Genomic DNA, 17,070 nt, shown 5'->3' with positions numbered 1-17,070 from the left:
TCCCCCGGTGACGGAGGCAGCGGGGCTTCGGGTCAGATCTCAGACAGCAGTCGGAAGACCTTCGACGCTGCTCGGATCTCCGCAACGCTGAGCTCGCCGATCTCCTTGCGCATGCGCGCGGCGTTCTGCTCCGACAGCGCACGCAGGGCGGCGGACGCTCGCGGTGTCGCGCTGAGCACCCGCAGTCGCCCATCGCGTTCATCGGGTCGAGACTCGAGCAGGCCGGCGCTCTCGAGCATCCGCACCTGGCGGCTGATGACGGACTTGTCCATGTCCAAGCGTTCCGACAGCTCGTGCGCGTGGGTCGTGCCCGCCTGATCGATGAACATCAGCAGCTTGTACCCCGTGACCTGCAGGTCGGGGTGGAGACTGGCCGCCGACTCCTTCCACAGGGAACGCACGCGGGCCAACGCCAGGTTCATGTGGCCTCGCAGGTCAGCGAGCGCCTGCTCCACCTCTGGGGCCGCTTCAGCCTCGGTGAGGATCATCTCAGCGCTCGCGGCGCTCATCCGTGCGCTCGAGGACCGACACCGAGCCCGTCGAGGTCGCCGTCGTTTCACCGCCCGAGACGCGCCCGCCCTCGGCCGACCCGCCGACCTCGGCCTCCGCGACCTGGATGACCGATTCTTCCGCCTGCTCGCGGAGATGCTCCGCGGCGGTCATCGTCGAGAGCGGCTTGTTCTTGACGAAGGCGATCGCGATGATGCCGATGACGGCGAGCGGGATGGCGATGATGAACGCATCGGCGATTCCATGCCCGTAGGCTCCCTCGACGATCGTACGGAGAGACTCCGGCAAGGCTCCCACCTTCGGGACGTCGCCTGCCCCCAGGTTCTTCAGCGCGGTGAGCTCCGCCTCCGTCGAGGGGATGAAGTCGCCGAGGCCGTCCGCGATGTAGGTGCCGACGTTCGTGGACAGCAGCGATCCCATGATGGTGACGCCGATGGTCCCCGCGATGGTGCGGAAGAAGTTCACGTTCGACGAGGCGGCACCGAGCTGCTGCGGTGCGGTGTCGTTCTGCACGATCAGCGTGAGGTTCTGCATGACCATGCCCAGGCCCGCGCCGAGCACGAACATGTACACCGCCACCAGAGCGAACGGGGTGTCGTAGCGCAGTGTCGCCATCAGGCTCACCCCGATGGTGGCGAGAACGGATCCCGCCAGCATCCACCCCTTCCACTTGCCGAACCGGCTCACGAGCTGGCCGATGATGATCGACGCGCCCATCTGGCCGATGATCATCGGAATCGTCATGAGACCGGATTCGGTGGGTGTGGCGCCACGAGCGAGCTGGAAGTACTGAGCGAGGAACACCGATGTGGCGAACATCGACACGCCGATGGCGACCGATGCGACCACAGACAGCGTGAAGGTGCGGTTGCGGAACAGCGACATCGGAACGATCGGTTCCTTGACGAAGAACTCGACGGTGATGAAGCCGGCGATGCCCAGGCCCGCGGTGACCGCGAGAAGGATGCTGGTCGTCGAGTCCCAGTCGAACTGGCTACCGCCCATCGAGACCCAGATGAGGAGCGTCGAGACGCCCACCGTGAGCAGCACGATGCCGAAGTAGTCGATCGAGACCCTCCCCCGCTGCGGTTTGGGCAGGTGCAGCGTGAACTGCAGCAGGACGAGCGCGACGACGGCGAAGGGCACGCCGACGAAGAAGTTGGCGCGCCAGCCCCACGCGTCGGTGAGCAGTCCACCGAGCAGGGGGCCGCCGATCGTGCCGAGCGCCATGATGCCGCCGACGACGCCCATGTACTTACCGCGCTCGCGCGGGGAGATGATCAGCGCCACGGCGATCATGACCAGCGACATCAGGCCGCCGACGCCGATGCCCTGCACGACGCGGACCGCGATCAGCATGTTCGTGTCGGTGGAGAACCCGGCGATGACGGTTCCCACGGTGAAGATGATGAGCGAGACCTGGATGAGGATCTTGCGGTCGACGAGGTCGGCCAGTTTGCCCCAGACGGGCGTCGAGACAGCGGTCGCGAGGAGGCTCGCCGTGATCACCCAGGTGTACTGGGACTGGGTGCCACCCAGATCGTTGATGATGACCGGCATGGACGTCGACACGATCGTGCCTGACAGCACGGCGACGAACATGCCGACGATGAGGCCGGAGATGGCGGTGTAGATCTCGCGCGCGGAGCGCTTCGTATCCGGTGTCGCTGACGACGCGTTGCTCAAGTGAGACTGCTCCCGTGGTAGAAGTTGATGAGGATCAACTATATGCCATTAGTTGCGATCAGGCAACTATTGCCCCACGTCAACTAACTGCGGAAGCGTCGAGCAGATCGCCGGGATCGACGCCGCCGCTCTGGCCTGCGTCACTCCGGCGCGGGCGCCGCCGGCGTCAGCGTGAGGAACATCGCCCCGTAGGCGGACAGCGAGACCGAGAAGCTCCGCAGGTCATCGACGCGCCCGACGGTCTCCCCAGACGCTGCGTCGACGACGACGCTCTCGGGCACGAGGTGCTCCGAGCGCACCGTGCCCTCGGTGGGCTCGGCGGCGAAGTTGAGCACGGTGACCTGGATCGGTGCGTCCGCGTCGGCGTCGCCGTCATCCAGACGGTGCACGAGCACGAGCATCCCCGCGTGCGCGACCTCGGGGATGTCCACCTGCGTGGCCGTCGCGATGCCGGACTCCCGTCGCAGGTCGAGGATGGCGGCCAGGCGCGAGGCGAACGACTCGGGGTCGTCCAGCTGGGCGGGAAGCGGTCCGTAGAGGGCACGACCACGCGGCATCCCTGCCGCGGAGCGCGTCGCCCCCGGGTCGACGTCGAGCAGGTCGTGCGCGCCGCGCTCGATCCACCGTGTGTCGCCCGCCGCGAGCAGGTCGGCGACCTCCTCGCTCGGGATCGTGAGCATGCCCACGAGGTCCCAGCCGGACAGGGCGAAGACGCCGGGCTGCCAGGCGTTGTACGCGCAGAGGAGCAGGTGCGCGTCCCGGATGGCCGGGACGTCGGTCTCTTCGATGTCGGCGAGTCGTTCGATGCCCCGCGTCGCCGCGATGAGCGAGGTGCTGGTGCAGGCGATGCCGTTCTGGGTGAAGACGCGGTTGTAGTCCGCCGTGCCGGTCAAGCTCTCGGTGAGCTCGGCCCGCACCACCTCGGCGAGATGACCGCCGGAGATCTCCTCGCCGCGGAAGCGGTAGAGATCGTCGCCGTGCCGGGTCGCCCAGTGCACGAGCTCATAGGTGAGCTCGTCGTGGTTCTGCATCCCGTGCACCAGCTGCACCGGCTGCACGCCGAGCTCGAGCGATGTCCGCAGCGCAAGCCGCAGGAACTCCGTCTGCCCTGTCGCCAGAGCGTGGTGATAGCCGGGACGACCGACGAAGTCGTAGGAGAGATCGGCTCCGACGGCCGCGGTGTCGCGGATGTCCTCCATCGTCAGATTGAGCTCCTGGAAGGTGAACCCGCCGACTTTTCGCACCATGCCGGCGATGATGTGGTTCGCGGCGTGCGAGAGCGGATGCCCCTCCGACCACGCCGGACCCCCGGCGGTCTTCTCCACGCCGAGGAAGCCGTTGGCATCCAACCGCAGGGCGCTCGTGCCGAGCTCACCGAGCGAGTGCAGAGCGTCGCCGATGACCAGGCGCATGCCGGCGAACGTGGGGTCCAGCCAGTTGATCGACGGCTGTCCCTGCTTGAAATAGTGCAGGTAGACCCAGCGGCGTGTGATGCCGTCGGGGCCGATGACGGGTGCCGTCGCGCTCCAGTTCGTCTCCTTCACGCCCGGCGTGTAGAAGATGACGCGCTGGAGAGCGCCGATGATGTACCCGCGCTCCGCGAGCTCCTGCTCGGTGGCGAGGTCAAGGTTGACGCTGTCGACACCCTCGGGCACGTCGGGGAGCAGACCCCAGTCCTCGGGGGCGATTTCGACCATGTGGTAGATGCCGGGGTAGTCCTTGAACCCCATCTCGGCGAGCCGGAAGTCGGCTCCCTTGCCGGTGTGCCCGGGCACGATGTCGTCGATGACGCTGCCGCCGTGACCGTCAGCGGCGTCGCACAGGGCGCGGAACTCCTCCTCGGTGCCGAAGGCGGGGTCGATCTCGGTGCTGATGCGGTCGAAGTGGCCGTCGACGCTGGGCGTCTCGCGCCAGCCTGCGATGCCGCCGGCCCGCTTCACCGGACCGGTGTGCACCGCGTTGATCCCGATGCGCTCGAACGCCGACCACAGCTCGTCGTCGCCCAGCGCCGCCAGGAACGACTGCCCCGGACGGGTGATGAGCGAGATCGGGTACGCCGTGAACCAGACGTCGGTCGCCGCGATCGCGCGCCGGGCGTCGGGGCGTGCATAGGGGTTGCGCCACATCGCCGGCTGTCCAGCGAGCTGGCGCGCGAGCACATCGGCATCCTTCAGCATCGACTGCCGTACGAGCCACTCGACGTACGACGGGTTGGTGCCGTTCGCCGTGCGCGGGTCGGTCTTGATGCGACGCACGCTCCCCCCGCGGAACTGGTCGCGTGGCCGCAGTCGCCTCGGCCGGGCGGGATAGCGCTGCTCGTCGTAGCTGATCTCGGCCTTCTCGAGGTCAGCGTCCTCACCGCCCTCAGCGTCGATCCCGGTCAGGTCGATGGGGCCGGTGTAGAGGTCCTCCGGCCGAAGGTCGTCGTGCGCCATCGTTCAACGCTACGGGATGGCGCCTTCCGAAATCGGGACTGGTGCCGGGCACCGGGAACCACTATGAGAGCCGCGCCCGGGAGCGCGCGGTGCGCGGTGCGCCGCGTCAGCGTTCCGAGCGGCGCGCGAACGGCCCGGGCTCGTCGTCGTGGGTGTCGTCGTCGGCGGCCTGCACCGCAATCGGCGGCACCCCCGCCAACAGCGCCACGAACCTGCCCCACCAGCCTGACGAGCGTGCCTTGTCTCGCGCCATCTTCGTCTCCTTCGCCGATGAGGCTCACGGTACCGCAGTCCGCGTCGCGGGGGTGTCGCCGGCGGGCAACGCGCAACGCGGGGAGTTCCATCACGGTCGCATCCGGCCGCGCGGTGCGGCAGCCCCCCGGGCGCCATCCTCTTCCGGGAGCCGGGGCTCACACGAGCGCGTCGACGGCGTCGAGGTGGCGTCGCGCCGCATCGATTGCCAGGCGGGCATGCTCTTTAGGGCCCACCTGGGCCACGAGCATCGCGCGCGGGATCTCGAGCGCGTACGGAATGCCGTCTGGCAGTGCGGACAGGATGCCGCGCATGTCGAGTCCGCCCTCGCCGGGGAACAGTCGCTCGAAGCGGGCAGTGTGGATCAGCCCACTCGTCGTGTCGGGGATCTCCGCCGGCGCGTCACACACGTGCGCGTAGTGGAACCACTCCTGCGGCAGCTCGCGCAGCTCCTCGACACTCGAGCCCGATCGCGAGAAGTGGAGGAGATCGATCAGAAGCCCGGCATTGGGCTGCGCCGCGGCGCGCAGCACCCGCACAGCCTCAGCCAGGTCCGGCGTCTCGGTCCACGAGGGGAATTCGAGGTCCATCGTCAGCCCGAGAGGAGCGGCGAGCTGGCACAGCTCCGCGAAGCGATCCGCCTTGCGCGAGAAATCGGAATCGGGCAGCTGGGTGATGACATGGCGAGCTCCGAGCTCGGCGCCCGCCTCGAGGAATCGCAAGTAGTCGCGTGGGTTGTCTCCTGATGTCACACGCGCCAGCTCTATGTCGAGCACCTCGACGCCGGTCGCTGCGAGGTGGGTCTTCGTCGCGCGCATGAGCGCCGGGTCGGAGGCCAGCGGGTAATGCGGTTCCTGCGTCGTGACTTTCGTCATGCGCAGGCCCACATAGCGATATCCCGCCGAGGCGGCGGCGTCGACGAGCTCGGGTGGGGTCAGGCTCAGCGCGGTCAGATGCGCGAGCGAATAGTCGCGTTTCTGCTCCCCCGATCCCGAGGAGGGCGGACTGCCCAGGGTGCGCATCCGTTGGCGACGGTGGGCAGCCATGCGCAGCGGGACGGTGTGCCGGTCGCCGAACCCGTCGTAGCCGTCGATGCGCTGCACGACTTCGAAGAAGACGCGTGAGCCGACCATCTCCGTGAAGAAATGCAGCACGGCACCACCCTCATCACGGTGGTAGAGCACAGAGTGCTCGCGCAGGAGGTCGACGAGTCCGGGCGCGAGCTCGAACCGGGCGTCGAGGTCGTCGTAGTAGTTGTCGGGGATGCTGAGGATCGAGGCGCCGCGTTCACGCAGGGCACGCGCGCAGTCGATCGCGTCATCGGTCGAGAACGCGATGTACTGCGGGCTGGACACGGCGGGCGCCCAATCCCCGCGGCGCAGCGGCGTCGTGCTGAGGACCACCCGCACGCGCTCGTCACGATCGCGCGCGGACCAGGTGCGGACCAGACCGAACGGCGCGGTGATCTCGCCGGAGACGCCCTCGACCAGCCCGAGGACCGTGCGGAAGAATAGGGCGGATTGATCGAAGTCGTCGATGGCCTCCGTGATCGCCACATGGTCGACATCGCGCAGCAGCGGGGATTCCGGGAGCGGCTCCCCTGTCGGGTCGAAGTCGGTCAGCCAGGTGCGGCCTGCGTCGGGGTCGCAGAAGAACAGCGACGCACCCCCCGGCGTCGCCACCGACGCGATGTCGATCTCGTGCGGGCCACGGGGCCGGGCGAGCTTGGGCGCCAGCAGGCTCTCCGCGCGGAGCATCGAGGCCGCGGGGTCGACGCTCTCGACGGCCAGCGCGCTGATCGCCGCCGTCGCCGGGGGGACGGATCTCTCAGGTCCGAAGTTCAGCAGCACCCGGGCGCCGCCCTGCTCCCACAACTGCACGGGCTTGGAGCGATGCCGACCGGTGTGCGCGAAGCCGAGGGCGCGCAAGGCGCGCGAGAGAAGCGGTCCGGAGATGTCGTCGACGGCGAGTTCCGTGAAGGCGAAGCCGTTCAGGCGAGGCGCCGGTGGAAGGTCGGACGCGGACGGCTGGGCGGCGGGCACGTCGCCCGACGCCGCCGTGATCGCCTCGGTGAGAACGCGGATCGAGCGCATCGCGTCCGTCGCGGCGTGGCGAGGATCCTCCTGCTGGTAGACGTCGTTGAACACCTCCAGCGCGACGGGACCGTCGTAGCCGGTGCCCTGCAGCTGGGCGAGGAAGCCGGCGACGTCGAGCGAACCCTGCCCCGGGAACAGGCGGTGGTGCAGGCTCCACTCCGGCACGTCGATGTTCGGGCGCGGCGCGTCGGCGAGCTGCACGTGGAAGACCTTCTCGGTCGGGATGCCGGCGAGCGCCGCGGCCGAGTTCTCGAGGGAGAGCACGTGGAAACTGTCGAGGCAGAGCCCCAACGCCGCATGGTCGACCCGCTCGACGAGCTTCCACGCCTGCGCGTGACTGCGCACCCGGCCCCACGGCACGGCTTCGTAGGCCAGCCGGAGCCCTCGCGCGTGAGCCCGCTCCGCGAGCGTGCGCAGCTGGTCGACCGCGCGCTCCTCGTCGTCCAGTCCTTCCGTGGTCCTCTCCGAGCAGCACACGAGGACGCGCGCGCCGAGCTCGCCGAGCAGGTCGAACTTGCGCTCCGCCCTGCGCAGCTGACGATCGAACGCCTCCGCCGGCACGGTCTCGACGTGGAACGGCTGGTACACGTCCACCGCCAGGCCGAGCCCGGCCGCCTCGGCCGCCAGGCGCCGGGGGGACCAGGACGACATGAGGAGGTCGTACTCGAGCATCTCCACGCCGCCGAATCCGGCCTCGGCGGCGGCGTTCAGCTTGTCTTCGAGCGTGCCCGCCAAGCACACGGTCGAGATGAGCACGTCGCGTGCGCGCGGGGTGATCGTCATGGTCGAACCGCCGATCTGCCGGTCAGTGGGTGGCGACGTGCTCGATCGTCTCGCCCGGGGAGTAGATGTCGAGGATGTTCCAGTGGCCCGTGGTCGGGGTGGGCACATTCACCATCGACACGTCGATCACCACGGGCCCGCCGGCGGCGATGGCGCGCTCGAGGGCCGGCTTGAACTCCGCGGCGGACTCGATCTTGATTCCGGTGACCCCGTAGGCCTCGGCGATCTTGGCGAAGTCGGTGTACATGGGGTCCTCCGCGCTTCCGAACACCGTTCCGTATGTGGTGTCGAACGCCGCCTTCTCCAGCCCCGCAATGGTGCCGAACGCGTTGTTGTTCATCACGACCCAGACCACCGCGACGTTCTCCTCGCGGGCCGTGGCGAGAACGGCGGGGTTCTGGCCGAACCCCCCGTCGCCGACGAGCGACACGACCACCCGGTCCGGGCATCCGATCTTCGCCCCGACGGCGGCCGGAGCCCCGAACCCCATCGTCGCGAAGCCACCGGGCGTGAGGAAGGTGCCGGGAGTCAGGATGTCGAACTGCTGTCCCACACCGTTCTTGTTCCAGCCGACGTCCGTGGTGATGATCGCGTCGCCGGGGAGGACCTCCCTGGTCTCGGAGAGGATGCGCTCGGGGCGCATGGGCCACGCATCGGATGACTGCGCCTCGACGTTGCCGCGCCGCACCGCGTCGCGGCTCGCGGCGATCTGCGCCACGAGCTCGGGCCGCTGCACGCCCTCGGGCGCCAGTCGGCGCGCCACGCGAAGAAGCACCGCCAGCGCGGATTTGAGGTCGGCGAGCGCGCCGATCTCCAGCGGATAGTTACGACCCAGCTCGGCGGGATCGATGTCGATCTGCATGAGCCTGGTCGCCGGGATGTCGAAGGTGTACTCCGGATACCACGAGCTCGAATCGGCTTCGGCGAACCGGGTGCCCAACGCGAGGATCCAGTCGGCTGTCCGCGTGGTCTCATTCGTGAAGGCCGTGCCCCAGAACCCGGTCATGCCGAGCACGAGGGGATTGTCGTCCGGCACCGCGCCCTTGCCCATCAGGCTGTGAGCGACGGGGAGCGACAGATGCTCCGCGAACTCGACGAGTTCCGGTGACGCCCCCGCGCCGATGATCCCGCCGCCGACGTAGAGCACCGGGCGATCGGCCTCGAGGAGGTTCTGGACGATGCGTTCGGCGGCCGCCTCGTCGAGGCTCGGCTTCACGAGAGCACGCGTGCCGCTGATGACACGGTCGAAGGACTCGACCTCGACGTGCGCCGAGAAGACGTCCATGGGCACGTCCACGAGCACGGGACCTGGTCTCCCGCTCGCCGCGAGGGTGAACGCCTTGTCCAGGACCTCGGCGACCAGCTGTGGCTTGTCGACCCGCCACGCACGCTTGACGAACGGGCGGTAGATCTCGTACTGCGCGGCATCGGCGTGGAGGTTGACCTCCTGGTGGGGGTGCTTGCCGTAGTAGTGCGAGGGCACATCGCCGGCGATGACGACCATCGGGATCGAGTCGAGCGCGGCGTTGGCCACCCCCGTCGCGGCGTTGGTCAGTCCCGGCCCCAGGTGCGTCAGGACGACGGCCGTCTGCTTCGTCGCGCGGGCGTATCCGTCCGCGGCGTGCGCGGCGATCTGCTCGTGGCGCACGTTCACGAAGGCGATCCGGTCGCTCTTCTCGAGGGCCGCCAGCAGCGCGATGTTCGTGTGGCCGCACAGGCCGAAGACGTGCGTCACGTCACGGGATTCGAGATATCGGGTGATCTGGTTCGAGACGAGATCCTTCATGAGCGGGGCCTTCCTTGATCGTCATTGCGCGGAACCGGCCGGTGGGCGGGTCCGGTGTAGGTGTAGCCGAGGGATTTCGGCATCGGGCCCTTGATACGGCCGCCCTGCTTCATCTGCTCGCTGGCATGGGCGAGGATGCCGACCGAGCGGGCGAGGATGAAGACACCGCGCCCGAGCTCGGGGGGTAGCCCCAGCTCGCAGTAGATGACCGCGGTGACCCCGTCGACGTTCATCGGGATGGGTGCGGCCCTGCCGGAGCTGATCGCATCAGCCACCGCGCGGCCGATGGCGGCGAACCTCCCGCCGACGATGCCCTCGGCGACCGCGTCATCGACCAGCGACAGAAGCCTGGGGGTGCGGGGGTCGAGGGGATGGAAGCGATGCCCGAAGCCGGGGACGTAGCGTATGCCGGCATCACGCCACCGCTGAAGCACCCGGTCGACCGCCTGGTCGAGGGCGCCGGTTTCCTCCATCTCCGCGTCGATCTCGAGATACAGCTCCATGCACTGCTGGCCGGGTCCGCCGTGGATGTCGTCGAGCACGTTGATCGCCGAGGCCATCGCCCCGTTGACCGGCACCCCACAGGTGACCGCCATCCGCGCGATCGCGATCGACGGCGCCTGCGGGCCGTGGTCGACGGATGCCACCAGAGCCGCCTCGAACAAGGCGGCGTGGGCACGCGACGGCAGCTCTCCCCGCAGCATCAGCCAGATCGTGTCGACGAAACCGACGTTGCCGATGAGCTCCTCGATGGGATAGCCGCGCAGGGCGATCTCACCGGGGTGGATGTCGATGATGTCGGTCTGCCACCACTGCCGAGCCTCCGCGACGAGGGCTTCGGCGTCGGGTTGCGGCGACGTGACGGCAGCGTCGCCGTCCAGGGACGCGCTCATGCGGCGGAGACCGCGTCCGCGCCGGTCGCCTCGAGCGCGGGATCGTAGAAGTCGCCGAAGAGCGCCTCGTCGGAGGGACGGTCTTCCGCGATCGTGCGCGAGACCCAGGTGGTGTTGAGGTAGTGGCGAAGGGACACGTTCTCCGACGTGATGTTCCCGCCCCACGTTCCGCAGCCCATCGAGGACGTCATGGGCATGCCGTTCGTGAACGACCCCGCGTTGGCCTTCGAGTTGGGCTGGCGGACCATGATCCGCGACACGGGCATGTGGCGGGCGAAGTAGTCGATGTGCGCGTCGTCGGTGGACGCGATGCCGCAGGAGTGGCCCTTCCCGCCGATGTCGTAGAGCCGCTTCGCGACCTCCACTCCGTCCTCGAACGTCCCCTCGTAGGCGTGCACGGCCATGAGAGTCGTCAGCTTCTCCTTGCAGAACTGGTGCTCCTCACCGATCCCGTCGCCTTCGACGACGATGAACTTCCTGTCGTCGGGGATCTCGAAGCCCGCCGCCCGCGCGAGCGCCTGCGGCGACACCGCGACGGTGTCGGCCAGCCGATGGCCGTCGGCATCCCACATCACCCGTTGCAGGGCGGCGCGCTGCTGCGCATCGGCGAGATACGCGCCTTCGGCTTCAAGCGCCTGGAGCATGGCCTCGTAGCGGGATCGCGGAACCAGCACGTTGCCATCCGCTGAGCATCCCGAGCCGAAGTCCGAGGTCTTGGAGAGCATGCAGTTGCGTGCCGTCTCCGCCAGATCGGCCGTCTCATCGACGAACTCGGTCGCGTTGCCCGCCCCCACGCCGTACGCGGGCGTGCCGGAGCTGTACGCGGCGCGCACGAGACCCTGGCCACCGGTGGCGATGACGAGGTCGGAGCGACGCATGATCTCCTGGGATGCCGCGAGACTCGGCAGCGTGATGCACTGGAGGATGTCGGCCGGTGCACCTTCGGCCTCGAGTGCCTCCCGCATGAGCCGAACCGTCTCGAAGGTGGTGCGCTTCGAGCGCGGGTGCGGTGAGAACACCACGACGTCCCGTGCCTTGATGGCATAGATCGCATTGCCCGCAGGAGTGAGGTCGGGGTTGGTGGTGGGGACCACGCACCCGATCACGCCCGCGGGTTTGCCGTACTTGACGAGCCCTCGCTCGACATCCTCCTCGATGATGCCGACCGAGGGAGAGCGGAGCGCGTCGCGGAGCACACCGCGGATCTTCATGCGCTTGTTCATCCGGCTGTCGAAGTCGCCGAGACCGGATTCCTCGATCCCCATCTCCACGAGCCGGTGGAAGGCCGAACGGTTCGCCACCGCCCACGCGACGGCGCGGATCAGGCGATCGACGCGCTCCTGGTCGTAGGTCTCGATGATCTTCAGCGCCGCCTGGGCGCGGGCGAACACGTCGTCGAGCTCAGCCTCCTGCTCGCTCGACAGCGCCTTCGATGTAGATGCGGTCATGACAACTCCGTCCGTCGGCTCTGACACCGATCGCATGCTATTCACACGCGGACTTCGCCGACAAAGCCCGTCCCACTGGGCAGAAATGCCCCGGCACCGTCGTCGTGTCGCTGCGGGACCGGTGTCCCATTCGGCGAGACTCGGCTATGCAGCCCCCTGCAGGCAGACCAGAGTCTCTGGGGCGTGGCATCTGAGCGCGCACCGCCTGCGGACCGGCAAGGAGATCGGCAATGGGGCCAGACACGTCGGAGGTGACGTCATGACCGACGAAGAGCGCGCGTTCGATGCGCCTGAGGATCCTCCCCGCGCGGAGGGCGCTGAGTCTCCTGCCGCGGAGAAGCCCGCGCTCGAGGACTCCATCTTCCCGCCCACGAGGACCTTCTACACCGCACCGAAGCTGAACGAGGGGGTTCCCCCTGACCCGGCCTTCATCAGAGCCCTCTCTGCTGTCGAGATCACCATCGGCGTGACGCTGTTCGCCTTGATCGTCTTCGGCGTGATGTACCAGGTGCTGGGACGCTACTTCCCCGCCGTCAGCTGGGTGGGAGCCGGCGAGCTCGCGCTCCTGTCGATGATCGCGCTGACCTTCATCACCGCCGGCTATCTCGTGGGGCGCAATGGCCACATCGTGCTCGAGATCTTCGATGAGATGCTCGCCGGGACCCGGTGGTTCGTGGCACTGCGCGTCGTGTCCGCCGTGATCATGGTGCTCACGAGCCTGGCGCTCGCCTACGAGGCGTGGGTGAAGATCGACACCGAGTGGGGGAGGCTGAGCGCCGCGATGCACGTGCCGATGGGTGTGCTGTACGTGTTCGCTCTGGTCGGCTTCCTGTCGGCCGCCGTGCAGTCCGCCTTCAAGATCCCTTTCGCCGCCCGCCCGGAGCGCAAGCTCGACATCGACGAGATGGAGATCTGAGTCGTGGACCTGTGGCTCTACATCCTCTTGTTCGTCGTGTTCCTGTTCTTGCGGGTTCCTGTCGCCTTCGCCATGATCGCCGCCAGCCTGCTGTACTTCTACAGCCAGGGCCTGTCAGCGGGATACGCCCTCTCCTCCATGGTCAACGGCATCAACAGCTTCCCGCTGCTGGCCGTGCCGCTGTTCATCTTCGTCGGCAGCATCGCCAACAACCTGGGGATCGCGACACGGCTGTACGACCTGGCCCGCGCCCTGCTTCCGCGGCTGCCGGGCAATCTCGCCTACGTCAACCTCGGCACCGCGATCGGCTTCTCCTGGATCAGCGGCTCCGCCCTCGCGGACGCGGCATCGACCAGCAAGCTGCAGATTCCGCAGATGCTCAAGGCGGGGTACCCCTACGGGTTCTCGGCCGGGCTCACCGCGTCCGGCTCGCTGATGAGCACGGTCATGCCCCCGAGCATCCCTGCCGTCCTCTTCGCTGCGACCGCCTCCATCTCGACCGGCGCGTTGTTCGCCGGATCGATCATTCCCGCGATGATGATGGCCGTGGGATTCGCCGCCTACATCTTCATCTGGGTTCGGCGACACCCGGAGATCGCGGGCAGTCGCCCGTTCGACGGCGGCTTGCTCGGTCGGGCGGCGGTCCGCGTGATCGGGCCCGCGATGCTGCCGGTGATCATTCTCGGCGGCATCTTCAGCGGGTGGTTCACCCCCACCGAGAGCGCCGGAATCGCGTCGGTGTACATGCTGGCGCTCGGTCTCATGTACCGCACGCTCAACTGGCGGGTCTTCTGGAAGTCGGCGAAGGAGACGGTCGTCATCTCCGGCGGCATCCTCCTCATCCTCGGAGCATCCAACCTCATGGGCCAGGTGCTGGCCCGCGAGCAGGTGACCCGCGCGCTCGGCGAGTGGCTGACGGGCATCACGGACAACCCGATCGTCTTCCTGCTCCTGCTGAACGTGCTGCTGATCCTCCTCGGCATCCCCCTCGAGGCGGCTCCGGTGATCCTGGTGCTCGTGCCCATCCTCATGCCGATCATCGGCGAATACGGAATCGAGCCCGTCCAGCTGGGCGTCATCATGATCCTCAACCTGATGATCGGGTCTCTCACACCACCAGTCGGCGCGGTTCTCTTCGTGGTCGGCTCGATCACGCGGCGTCCGATGGGAGAGCTCTTCCGAGGGATCCTCCCTTTCCTGATCCCTCTCGGCATCGTGCTGCTGCTGCTCACCCTGTTCCCCGTCATCGTCACGGCGCTGCCGACGCTGCTCGGACTGCTGTAGCCCGCCGCCGTGGCGGATACGAAAGCAGGCATGGTGCCCGGACGGCTGTTCGTGCTCAACGGGCCGAATCTCAACATGCTCGGGCTGCGAGAGCCCGGCGTGTATGGACGAGCGACCATCGAGGACATCGAGGCATGCTGCCGACGGACGGCCGCTGAGCTCGGATTCGACGTCTTCTTCGGACAGACCAGCGCTGAGCACCAACTCGTGGACTGGGTGCACGACGCGTTCCGTCAGTCGGCAGCCGTTGTGATCAATCCCGCGGGCTACAGCTTCACCTCGGTCGCTCTGCTCGATGCTCTGCGTATGCTCGAGACCCCCATCGTCGAGGTGCACATCACGAACATTCATTCACGGGGCGAGGTCTATCAGAGGTCGCTGGTGTCGACGGTCGCGGGCGCCGTGATCGCCGGCGCCGGGCCATACGGCTACGACCTCGCGATCCGAACGATCAGCCGTCTGACCCGGGAGGCTGTGGTCTGATCGGTGTCTACGTCTCTGCCCCCGCTCGTGATGCGAGGGCCGCTCGGAAGCGAGCGAGATCAACGGGCTCACCGGTGCGGGCAGAGGAGGCGATCGCCTCGACGAGTGCCAAGGTGCCGAGCGCATCGGCAGCGGAGATCAACGGCTCTGCGGCGCCGACCGCCACATCGATGAAGTGATCGAGCTGTGCCTCGAACGAATTCCGAGGGCTTGCGGACAGATGAGTGCGTGAAAGCGGCGAATGCCAGTCCGGGGAGACCCCCGCGTCATAGGAGAACCTGGCGAGATTGGGCAACGACAAGGCGCCGCGCGTGCCGACGACGCGATAGGCGTCCATGTCCGGGATGAACGGGAACGCCGCAGCATCCTCGGTGGCCTGATCCCAGCCCCACGGTGAAACCCCGGCATCGGATGCCAGAAAGCTGCCCATCACGCCGCTCTCGAATCGCAGATTCACCGAGACGGTGTCCTCGACGTCGAGACCGCGGGCATGTCTGCTCGACATGGCCTGGACCTCGGCGGGTTCGCCGAAGAGATGGCGCAGCAGATCGAGGTCGTGCACGAGGTTGATCAGTGTGACCCCAGCGCCGGGCTCGCTGTGCCAGGGCGTGTCCGTGAAGTACGCGTCGTCCTTGCGCGCCGACCACATTCCGCTCACCGCGACGACCTGACCGATCTCGCCGGCGTGGATGGCGGCACGCGCCCGCGCAATCGCGGGATGATGCCTGCGCTGGTGACCGACGAGCAGGCGCGCGCGCTGCCGCGCGACCGTGTCCGCCAAGCGCAGCGCAGCCGAGTACGAGCTCGCCATGGGCTTTTCGAGGAGGACGGCGGCTCCGGCCTCGATGCATTCTCGAGCGGTGTCCACGTGGGCCGCGTTGGGGTTGGCGACCACGACCGCGTCAGGGTGCACGGTATCGAGCATTGAACGGGTCTCGCTGAACACGGGGCAATCCAGCCCGGTCAGGGCGTCCGCGCGGGGATCGACCACGGCGACCAGTTCGGCGCGCGAAGATCCGCGGATGAACCCGATGTGCTGACGCCCCATGAACCCGGCGCCGACCACCGCGATACGGACGATCTTCGAGCCGGCTGAGATCATCGTGCTCCAGACCCTCGTGAACGGACATCGTGCAGCGACGATAGGTCACCGGCCGCCCGCCCCGGGGGGTCCGTTCCATTCACCGACCGGCACGGTCACGTCGGGGGCGCCCATGTTCCATTCGTCGGGACATCGCTTTGCGAACGTTTCGAAGTCGGTCAGAGTCGGCACTGCCAGCGTGCTGGAGCGTGGCACCGTAGACGAAGGGACCGACACGGTTCGAAGAGTCTTCGAAACTCTGCCGCCGCCCAGTCCTATACCCGCACCGCACGAAGACGTGCGAACGAAAGAGGAGAGCCCATGGGCAGCAACCGATCGGTCCGTCGAAGCCGTTACGCCGTGGCGGGGCTCGCAGCAGCAGCCCTCGTCGTCACGGGCTGCTCCGGAGGCGGGAGCCCGCAGGCGACGGACGCGGCCCCGGAGGAGGCGAACGAGCCGGTCACCCTCACCGTCGCGACCAGCCAGAACGAGCAGACACCCAACTATTACTGCGGAGTCGAGGTCCTGAAGGAAGAACTCGAGGGAGCCGACATGGGCTTCACCGTGGATCTCTTCCCCGCCAGCCAGCTCGGCCCCGACGCGGATCGATTCCCGCTGGTGCAGGCCGGTGACATCGACATCGATCTGCAGGGCGCGTCAGCGCTGAGCTCGACCTTCGAACCGATCGGGGTCGTCGACGCTGCCTACGCCTTCGACGACGTCGATCACGCCTTCAAGTGGATCGATGAAGGCTCCGAAGAGCTCTTCTCCTCGTTTCACGAGGCCACCGGCGTGAGGATCGTGGACGGCTGGTTCTTCGGGAACCGGACCTTCACCACCAAGGACCTCGAGGTGAGGAGCCCTGCTGACCTCGGCGGTGCACCCATCCGGTTCCCCAATTCGCCGCAGTTCCTCGCCAACGCCGAGGCGCTCGGGGTGACCAGCCCCGTCTCGGTCGCCGTGGAGGAGGTCTATTCGGCGCTGCAGCAGGGGATCGCGGTCGGGCAGGAGAACCCCATCGTGGCAACGCGTTCGTCGAGCTATGACGAAGTGCTCAACACGATCGTGCTCAACGACCACAACATCGGCATCCACTGGCTCATCGTCAGCGACAAGACCTACGACAAGATGAACGACGAGCAGGCCGCGCTGCTGGAGCAGACTCTCCACGACATCCGCCCGGACAACCGCGCGTGCGTCGAGGAGTCGACCGAGGAGATCCTGGACGAGTACCGCGGCGATAGCGCGTACACGGTCATCGAGAAGGAGGACATCGACATGGATGCCTTCATCAGCCAGGCCGAGGAGTTCTTCGGCGGCTATTACTCCGGCGACACCCTGACCGCCTACGAGGCGATCCGCGACATGGCCGGCTGACGCCACGCACCCGGGGGGGGGTGGGGGTGGGTGCCTGCGG

13 protein-coding genes are annotated in these 17,070 nt (G+C 67.8%); 4 read left to right on the top strand and 9 right to left on the bottom strand.

From position 1 onward, the window contains the following. Nucleotides 1-32: 32 nt before the first annotated feature. From QNO14_RS01265 to QNO14_RS01230, 8 genes are all read right to left on the bottom strand, one after another. Complete coding sequence (locus QNO14_RS01265; protein ID WP_257506918.1) at nucleotides 33-509, bottom strand: MarR family winged helix-turn-helix transcriptional regulator; 477 nt, start codon at nucleotides 507-509, stop codon at nucleotides 33-35. After that, nucleotides 490-2,196, bottom strand: coding sequence for a DHA2 family efflux MFS transporter permease subunit (locus QNO14_RS01260; RefSeq protein WP_257506919.1), 1,707 nt, complete (start codon nucleotides 2,194-2,196; stop codon nucleotides 490-492). Before QNO14_RS01260 ends, QNO14_RS01265 begins: the two co-directional genes overlap by 20 nt. A 140-nt stretch (nucleotides 2,197-2,336) precedes the next feature. After that, entirely contained in the window at nucleotides 2,337-4,631 is a 2,295-nt protein-coding gene (gene treS / locus QNO14_RS01255) for a maltose alpha-D-glucosyltransferase (RefSeq protein ID WP_257506920.1), read from the bottom strand. A 106-nt stretch (nucleotides 4,632-4,737) separates the two neighbouring features. Next, entirely contained in the window at nucleotides 4,738-4,884 is a 147-nt protein-coding gene (locus QNO14_RS01250) for a hypothetical protein (RefSeq protein WP_257506921.1), read from the bottom strand. Nucleotides 4,885-5,041: 157 nt separating this feature from the next. Further along, complete coding sequence (locus tag QNO14_RS01245) at nucleotides 5,042-7,762, bottom strand: TIM barrel protein (RefSeq protein ID WP_257506922.1); 2,721 nt, start codon at nucleotides 7,760-7,762, stop codon at nucleotides 5,042-5,044. A 22-nt stretch (nucleotides 7,763-7,784) separates the two neighbouring features. Next, complete coding sequence (locus QNO14_RS01240; RefSeq protein WP_257495682.1) at nucleotides 7,785-9,548, bottom strand: thiamine pyrophosphate-binding protein; 1,764 nt, start codon at nucleotides 9,546-9,548, stop codon at nucleotides 7,785-7,787. After that, the gene (locus QNO14_RS01235) at nucleotides 9,545-10,441 is read right to left on the bottom strand and encodes a citryl-CoA lyase (protein WP_257495681.1); all 897 of its coding nucleotides are present in this window, start codon (nucleotides 10,439-10,441) and stop codon (nucleotides 9,545-9,547) included. Before QNO14_RS01235 ends, QNO14_RS01240 begins: the two co-directional genes overlap by 4 nt. Beyond that, a complete protein-coding gene (locus QNO14_RS01230) occupies nucleotides 10,438-11,889 on the bottom strand; it encodes an aldehyde dehydrogenase family protein (RefSeq protein ID WP_257506923.1) in 1,452 nt (483 codons plus the stop codon). The genes QNO14_RS01235 and QNO14_RS01230 overlap by 4 nt, the downstream gene beginning before the upstream one ends. Nucleotides 11,890-12,148: 259 nt before the next feature. Here QNO14_RS01230 and QNO14_RS01225 point away from each other — a divergent pair, with 259 nt between their 5' ends. From QNO14_RS01225 to QNO14_RS01215, 3 genes are read left to right on the top strand one after another with little or no spacing between them, the layout of a single operon-like run. Beyond that, on the top strand, nucleotides 12,149-12,805 hold the full coding sequence (locus QNO14_RS01225) for a TRAP transporter small permease (protein WP_257495679.1): 657 nt from the start codon (nucleotides 12,149-12,151) through the stop codon (nucleotides 12,803-12,805). Nucleotides 12,806-12,808: 3 nt separating this feature from the next. Then, nucleotides 12,809-14,089 (top strand): TRAP transporter large permease, encoded by a 1,281-nt coding sequence (locus QNO14_RS01220; RefSeq protein ID WP_257506924.1) that lies wholly within the window; start codon nucleotides 12,809-12,811, stop codon nucleotides 14,087-14,089. 9 nt (nucleotides 14,090-14,098) lie between these two features. Further along, nucleotides 14,099-14,572 carry a type II 3-dehydroquinate dehydratase gene (locus QNO14_RS01215; RefSeq protein ID WP_257506925.1) on the top strand — a complete coding sequence of 158 codons (474 nt, stop codon included), beginning with the start codon at nucleotides 14,099-14,101 and terminating at the stop codon, nucleotides 14,570-14,572. Between the two features lie 7 nt (nucleotides 14,573-14,579). Here QNO14_RS01215 and QNO14_RS01210 read toward each other — a convergent pair whose 3' ends face one another. Continuing rightward, nucleotides 14,580-15,674: a Gfo/Idh/MocA family protein gene (locus QNO14_RS01210; protein WP_257506926.1), complete on the bottom strand. Its 1,095-nt coding sequence runs from the start codon at nucleotides 15,672-15,674 to the stop codon at nucleotides 14,580-14,582. 300 nt (nucleotides 15,675-15,974) lie between these two features. On the opposite strand from QNO14_RS01210, the gene dctP reads away from it, so the two are divergent. After that, a complete protein-coding gene (dctP, locus tag QNO14_RS01205; RefSeq protein ID WP_257495675.1) occupies nucleotides 15,975-17,030 on the top strand; it encodes a TRAP transporter substrate-binding protein DctP in 1,056 nt (351 codons plus the stop codon). The last annotated feature ends 40 nt before the right edge of the window (nucleotides 17,031-17,070 follow it).

The organism is Microbacterium sp. zg-Y625 (assembly GCF_030246925.1).
GTDB classification, from domain to species: Bacteria; Actinomycetota; Actinomycetes; order Actinomycetales; family Microbacteriaceae; genus Microbacterium; species Microbacterium jiangjiandongii.
The sequence above is the reverse complement of the archived record's forward strand: the minus strand, read 5'-3'. Positions and strand labels throughout refer to the sequence as shown.

Excerpts from the sequence above, each read along its gene's own strand:
- QNO14_RS01265 (WP_257506918.1), bottom strand. The coding sequence starts at position 509 with ATGAGCGCCGCGAGCGCTGAGATGATCCTCACCGAGGCTGAAGCGGCC.
- treS (WP_257506920.1), bottom strand. The coding sequence starts at position 4,631 with ATGGCGCACGACGACCTTCGGCCGGAGGACCTCTACACCGGCCCCATC.
- QNO14_RS01250 (WP_257506921.1), bottom strand. The coding sequence starts at position 4,884 with ATGGCGCGAGACAAGGCACGCTCGTCAGGCTGGTGGGGCAGGTTCGTG.
- QNO14_RS01245 (WP_257506922.1), bottom strand. The coding sequence starts at position 7,762 with ATGACGATCACCCCGCGCGCACGCGACGTGCTCATCTCGACCGTGTGC.
- QNO14_RS01240 (WP_257495682.1), bottom strand. The coding sequence starts at position 9,548 with ATGAAGGATCTCGTCTCGAACCAGATCACCCGATATCTCGAATCCCGT.
- QNO14_RS01235 (WP_257495681.1), bottom strand. The coding sequence starts at position 10,441 with ATGAGCGCGTCCCTGGACGGCGACGCTGCCGTCACGTCGCCGCAACCC.
- QNO14_RS01230 (WP_257506923.1), bottom strand. The coding sequence starts at position 11,889 with ATGACCGCATCTACATCGAAGGCGCTGTCGAGCGAGCAGGAGGCTGAG.
- QNO14_RS01225 (WP_257495679.1), top strand. The coding sequence starts at position 12,149 with ATGACCGACGAAGAGCGCGCGTTCGATGCGCCTGAGGATCCTCCCCGC.
- QNO14_RS01210 (WP_257506926.1), bottom strand. The coding sequence starts at position 15,674 with ATGATCTCAGCCGGCTCGAAGATCGTCCGTATCGCGGTGGTCGGCGCC.
- dctP (WP_257495675.1), top strand. The coding sequence starts at position 15,975 with ATGGGCAGCAACCGATCGGTCCGTCGAAGCCGTTACGCCGTGGCGGGG.